The organism is Microbacterium testaceum (genome assembly GCF_001476655.1).
Lineage (GTDB): Bacteria > Actinomycetota > Actinomycetes > Actinomycetales > Microbacteriaceae > Microbacterium > Microbacterium testaceum_C.
The window spans coordinates 1-6,001 of the sequence record NZ_LDRT01000112.1 but is presented as its reverse complement, the minus strand read 5'-3'; the positions used below and the strand labels follow the sequence as shown (position 1 = coordinate 6,001).

Annotated in this window: 6 protein-coding genes; 2 read left to right on the top strand and 4 right to left on the bottom strand. The window is 69.7% G+C overall.

Translation table 11 applies throughout. From position 1 onward, the window contains the following. Positions 1-176 precede the first annotated feature (176 nt). Together NS220_RS14380 and NS220_RS14375 are read left to right on the top strand one after the other, a co-directional pair. Positions 177-1,103 (top strand): hemagglutinin, encoded by a 927-nt coding sequence (locus NS220_RS14380; RefSeq protein ID WP_193755381.1) that lies wholly within the window; start codon positions 177-179, stop codon positions 1,101-1,103. A 157-nt stretch (positions 1,104-1,260) separates the two neighbouring features. After that, positions 1,261-1,764 (top strand): DUF3145 domain-containing protein, encoded by a 504-nt coding sequence (locus NS220_RS14375; protein WP_013586515.1) that lies wholly within the window; start codon positions 1,261-1,263, stop codon positions 1,762-1,764. Positions 1,765-1,913: 149 nt separating this feature from the next. Here the strand turns inward: NS220_RS14375 and NS220_RS14370 are convergent, their stop codons facing one another. The 4 genes from NS220_RS14370 to NS220_RS14355 form a co-directional block, all read right to left on the bottom strand. Further along, positions 1,914-3,152: a beta-ketoacyl-[acyl-carrier-protein] synthase family protein gene (locus NS220_RS14370; protein WP_058624717.1), complete on the bottom strand. Its 1,239-nt coding sequence runs from the start codon at positions 3,150-3,152 to the stop codon at positions 1,914-1,916. A 68-nt stretch (positions 3,153-3,220) separates the two neighbouring features. Beyond that, complete coding sequence (locus NS220_RS14365; protein ID WP_022880558.1) at positions 3,221-3,469, bottom strand: acyl carrier protein; 249 nt, start codon at positions 3,467-3,469, stop codon at positions 3,221-3,223. 67 nt (positions 3,470-3,536) lie between these two features. Further along, positions 3,537-4,541 (bottom strand): beta-ketoacyl-ACP synthase III, encoded by a 1,005-nt coding sequence (locus NS220_RS14360; protein WP_058624716.1) that lies wholly within the window; start codon positions 4,539-4,541, stop codon positions 3,537-3,539. Then, positions 4,538-5,461, bottom strand: a complete 924-nt coding sequence (locus NS220_RS14355; RefSeq protein WP_058624715.1) for an ACP S-malonyltransferase — start codon at positions 5,459-5,461, stop codon at positions 4,538-4,540. Before NS220_RS14355 ends, NS220_RS14360 begins: the two co-directional genes overlap by 4 nt. Positions 5,462-6,001 lie beyond the last annotated feature (540 nt).

Genomic DNA, 6,001 nt, shown 5'->3' with positions numbered 1-6,001 from the left:
GGCACCCACCCCGCCCACGCCGCCCACGGACGGACAGGCACCCACCCCGCCGGCGACGCCTGGCAGCTGACCACCGCGCCGCGCTGACCGCCGCGCCGTGCTGACCACCGCGCTGACCGCCACGCCACACGCCCGACGTGCAGGCCGCGGTCAGCGCGGTGAGGCACGATCGATGCATGAGCACACGGCGACCTCCGGCCCGCCGTGCGACCCCGTCGCGTCGCGCTGCACCGCGTCGCCGCCCGCGCCGTCGGGTCACCGCCGCCATGGTGCGTCGGCGCCGCCTCACGGTGGGCGCGCTCGTCGTGGTCGGCGTGCTGACGATCGTCGGCCTCCTCTGCGCCGCCGTGGTCCCGCTTCTCGGTCTCGCCTCCGCCTGGAACACCGAGGTCCGCAAGGAGCGCATGGACCTCTCCGCGTTCGACCCCGGGCACCTCATCGACGACGCGGACTTCTACGACGGCGACGCGATGACGGCCGACGAGATCCAGCGATTCCTGGACGACAAAGTGGGGCAATGCCGCACCGACACGTGCCTCAACGTGCTGCGCACGACGCTGCCCGGCCGCGACAAGATCGTCTCGGATGCCACTGGTGAGACGGTGTGCGAGGCCTACGAAGGTGGGGAGCTCACCGCGGCCGAGATCATCGACCGGATCCAGCGCGCCTGCGGGATCTCTGCGAAGGTGCTGCTGGTCACGCTCCAGAAGGAGCAGAGCCTCGTCTCCGGCCGTACCGCTCGCGACCCCGACGACGCGGCGCTGGGAGCAGCCATGGGCGCCCGCTGTCCCGACACCGCTCCGTGCGACGCCGGGCAGGCCGGGTTCGCCGCGCAGATCGCCCAGGGAGCGACCGACCTCAAGTCGTACAGCGCGTCGGACTTCATGCGGCAACCCGGCACGCACTGGATCGCCTATTCGCCGAATCCCGACTGCGGGGGCACCGACCTGACCATCGCGAACGAGGCCACGGCCGCGCTGTACAACTACACGCCGTACCAACCCAACCCGGCGGCCCTCGAGGCCACCTGGGGAACGGGTGATTCGTGCTCGTCGTACGGGAATCGCAACTTCGCGCTGTACTGGGCGCTCTGGTTCGGCTGAGCGCTCGCGAGCGGATCCCTCCGAGCAGGGTTCTTTCACGGGCGAATCACAGTGTTGTGATTTCGTTATCTTCGGGCGATAATGACCGAGACAACAGAACATCGCCGTGACTCCATCACAGGTCGTAGGGGAAGACGTACCTGACGAAGGAGAGACCATGGCGACCACGTCTTCGCGCGGAGTGATCCTGATCCACTCCGCGCCCCGCGCGTTGTGCCCCCACCTGGAATGGGCGGTGGGACGCGCCCTCGGCCGTGCCGTGAACTTCGACTGGACAGACCAGCCGGTCCTCACGGGGAGTCGGCGTGCCGAGTTCTACTGGGAGGGCCCGGTCGGCTCGGGCGCCGCTCTCGCCAGCGCAATCCGCGGGTGGGAGCACCTGCGCTTCGAGGTGAGCGAGGATCCCACCCCGCGCAGCGACGGTGGTCGCTGGATGCACACGCCGGGTCTCGGCATCCACTACGCGCAGACCGATGCGGCCGGGAACGTCGTCATCGGCGAGGATCGCGTCCGCTATGCCATGGAGGTCGCGGCGGGCGATGCCTTCGAACTGCGCCGCGAGCTCGACGTCGCCCTCGGCTCGGCGTGGGACGAAGAGCTCGAACCGTTCCGTCACGCCGGCGACGACCAGCAGATCGTCTGGCTCCACAAGGTCGGCTGACCCCCACACGTCGGGGGAGGGGAGGCGCCATTACCGGACGTCGGTGATCATTCCCGGCACCGAGACCGCGTATCCCCCTCCCGATCGCAAAGCGAACGCCCCCGCCATCCCCGAAGCAGTCGGGGGATGCCGGGGGCGTTCGGCCGTGATCAGACCGAGGCGATCGCGACGACGGCGTTGTGGCCGCCGAAGCCGAACGAGTTGCTGATGGCGAGCTGGTCGCCGGAGCCGAGCTCCACGGGCGAGCCGGAGAGAGCGAACGGAACCTCGGGGTCCTGCTCGGTGAGGTTGATCGTGGGGGGCGCGACGCGGTTCTGCAGCGCGAGGACGGTGAAGATCGCCTCGAGTGCGCCGGTACCACCGAGCAGGTGGCCGGTGGAGGCCTTCGTCGCCGAGACGGGGATCTCGTCGACGCGCTCACCGAACACGGAGCGCAACGCCGTGTACTCGTTCGGGTCGCCGACCGGGGTCGAGGTGGCGTGGGCGTTGATGTGGGTCACGTCGTCGACCGACGCACCGGCCATCTCGAGCGCCATGTGCACGGCGCGCGCGGCCCCGGTGCCCTCGGGGTCGTTGGCGGTGATGTGGTACGAGTCCGCCGTGACGCCGCCACCGACGATCGACGCGTAGATCTTCGCGCCGCGGGCCTTCGCGTGCTCCTCGGTCTCGAGGATCAGCACGCCGGCGCCCTCGCCCATGACGAAGCCGTCACGGTCGATGCTCGCGGGCCGCGAGGCGGTCTCGGGGGAGTCGTTGCGCTTGGACAGCGCCTGCATCGACGCGAACGAGGCGATCGTGATCGGGTGGATCGCCGACTCGGTGCCGCCGGCGATCACGACGTCGGCCAGGCCGTCGCGGATGTGCTGCACCGCGTTGACGATCGACTCGGTGCTGGACGCGCACGCGGAGGCGACCGTGCGGGCGAAGGCGCGCGCATTGAAGTGGAGGGAGAGGTTGCCGGCCGCCGCATTGGGCATGAGCATGGGGACCGTCATCGGCATGACGCGACGCGGGCCCTTCTCGCGGAGGGTGTCCCAGGCGTCGAGCAGCGTCCAGACGCCGCCGATCCCGGTGGCGAAGTCGACGCCGAGGCGGTCGGGGTCGATGTCGGGGCTGCCGGCGTCTTCCCAGGCCTCCTTCGCCGCGACCATCGCGAGCTGGGAGGAGGGGTCGAGGCGCTTGGCGACGGGTCGCTCGAGCACGGTCTCGGGACGCACGAGCGCCTCGGCGGCGAACGTGACGGGCAGGTTGTACTGCTCGACCCACTCGTGCTCGAGGGAACGGGCGCCGGAGGTGCCGGCGAGCAGGGCGGACCAGCTCTCGGGTGCCGTTCCGCCGATGGGCGAGGTGGCTCCGATGCCGGTGACGACGATGCGGGGTGTGCTCATGAGCGAGGAATCCTTGGTGCGGACGACAGGTCGTGACCGGTGGGGGCCGGAGCCCCCACCGGGAGGTGTCAGGACTGGTTCGACGTGATGAACGTCACGGCGTCGCCGACGGTCTTGAGGTTCTTGACCTCGTCGTCGGGGATGGTGACGCCGAACTTCTCCTCGGCGTTGACGACGATCGTCATCATCGAGATGGAGTCGATGTCGAGGTCATCGGTGAACGACTTCTCGAGGGCGACCTCGTCGGCCGAGATCCCGGTCTCGTCGGTGATGAGCTCGGCAAGGCCGGCGAGAACCTCGTCATTGGTGAATGCCATGATGTCTCCTGTTTCTTGGGGGCGGGCCTGACAGGCCCCGATCAGTCTAGGGTTCGGCGTCGCCGCGTCAGGGAAGCACGACCACCTGCGCGCCGAACACGAGCCCGGCGCCGAAGCCGATCTGCAACGCGAGTCCGCCGCTGAGCTCGGGGTGCTCCTCGAGCAGACGGTGGGTGGCGAGGGGGATGGATGCCGCGGACGTGTTGCCCGTGGTCTCGATGTCGCGGCCGATCACCACGGTCTCGGGCAGGCCGAGCTGCTTGGCGAACTCGTCGATGATGCGCATGTTGGCCTGGTGGGGCACGAAGGCCGCGAGGTCGGCGGGCTCGATGCCGGCGGCCTCGATCGCCTGACGCGCGACCTTCACCATCTCCCAGACCGCCCAGCGGAAGACGGTGGGACCCTCCTGACGGAGGGTCGGCCACGGCGCGGAACCGTCGCGGAACTCGGTCAGGGTGGCGTTCATGCCCACGGCATCTGCCTTCGACCCGTCCGAGCCCCAGATGGTGGGGCCGATGCCCGGCGTGTCGCTGGGGCCGACGACGACGGCGCCCGCGCCGTCACCGAGCAGGAACGAGATGCTGCGATCGGTCGGGTCGACGATGTCGCTGAGCTTCTCCGCCCCGACGACCACGACGTGCTTGGCGAGGCCGCCACGGATGAGGGCGTCGGCCTGGCCCACGCCGTACGCGAAACCGGCGCACGCCGCATTCACGTCGTACGCTGCGGCGGGGTTCGCGCCGATGCGGTCGGCGACGATCGCCGAGGCCGACGGCGTCTGCTTCGGGTTGCTGATGGTCGCCACGATCACGGCGTCGATGTCGGCGGGGTTCACTCCCGACTTCTCAACGGCCTCGCGCGCGGCCTCGGAGGCCAGGTCGATGGCATCCGTCTCTTTGTTCGCACGGACGCGCGTGACGATACCGGTGCGCTGACGGATCCACTCGTCGCTCGAATCGATCGGCCCCACGAGGTCGTCGTTCGGCACGAAGTTCTCGCCGCGGGCGGCACCGTACGCGTAGATCCGCGTGTGCGCCGGGCCTTGCAGCTGACGGAGGGTGGGGGTGCTCATGCCTGGATGTCTTCTTTCAGGAGTGAGACGGCCGCGTCGAGGTCGTCGGGGGTCTTGACCGCCACGGTGGGAGTGCCGCGCAGCGCGCGCTTCGCGAGCCCCGTCAGCGCTCCCGCGGGGGAGAGTTCGATGATGCCGGTCACGCCCTGCTCCGCGAAGGATGCCATGCAGCGGTCCCAGCGGACCGGGGAGGCGACCTGGGCGACGACGAGATCGAGGGCCCGGCGACCTTCGGCGACGAGGGAGCCGTCGGAATTGGTCCACAGCGACAGGATCGGGTCCGAGACCTCGACGCCCGCCGCGGCGGAGCGCAGGGTCTCGACGGCGGGCTCCATGAAGCGCGTGTGGAAGGCGCCGGCGACCTGCAGCGGGATCACCCGCGCCCCGCGCGGTGCGTCGGCGGCGAGTTCTGCGAGAGCCGGGAGCTCTCCGGCCGCCACGATCTGCCCGCCGCCGTTGTAGTTGGCCGGGGTGAGTCCGAGCGTGTCGAGACGCTCCAGGACGGCAGCCTCGTCACCGCCCACGACGGCACTCATGCCGGTCTCGGTGATGGCGGCGGCCTCGGCCATCGCGCGTCCGCGCAGACCGACCAGGCTCAGCGCGTCGCTCTCGGACAGGACACCGGATGCCGCCAGCGCGGCGATCTCGCCCACGGAATGCCCCGCAACCCCGGCCACGGCGCTACCCGAGCGCTCGGTCAACGCGGCCCACGACAGCAGGCTCGCCGCGACGATGAGCGGTTGGGCGACGCTGGTGTCGCGGATGCGGTCGGCATCCCACTCGGTGCCGGCGGCGACGAGGTCGACACCGGCCTGCTCGGAGTACGCGGTGAGACGCTCACGCGCCCCGTCGAGCTCGAGCCACGGCGTGAGGAACCCGGGGGTCTGCGACCCCTGCCCGGGGAAGACGGCGATGATCACCGTCCCATCCTGCCAAGGATCGAGCGCGGGCTTATGGAGATATCGACACAGATATACGGCGTGTCTTTGTGCGAGCCGTGCATCACCGGGCTCCGTCCGCCGCTCCGAAGATCAGCTTCGTCCATCACAGCAGGGCGCGCGGCTGGACCCACGCCTGGGTGATTTGTCTCGCGGGTGCGGGTGATTCCGACGTGGTCGGGGGGCTGCAGGACGTGTCGTGGGCGGCGAGAGTCTGATGCCGTCGGCTCCGAGACCACGCCGTGCACCGCCTGGCGAAGACACGTCATCATCACCCGCGCATCGAGTCGACATCCCCCTCTTCGATGCGGCGGCGCCCTTTCCTACGATCGACACACCGCCGAGGGCGGACCCACTTCGAGAGGACGCAGCGCATGGATCACGACCGTTCGCAACCCGACAAGAACGCAATTACCCCCCCCCCCCCCCACCCACCCCCCACACACACCTCCCACCCAACCCACACCCCAGACACCAGAGCATACCCTCCTCGACTTAGACAAAACAAAAACATCAAACACA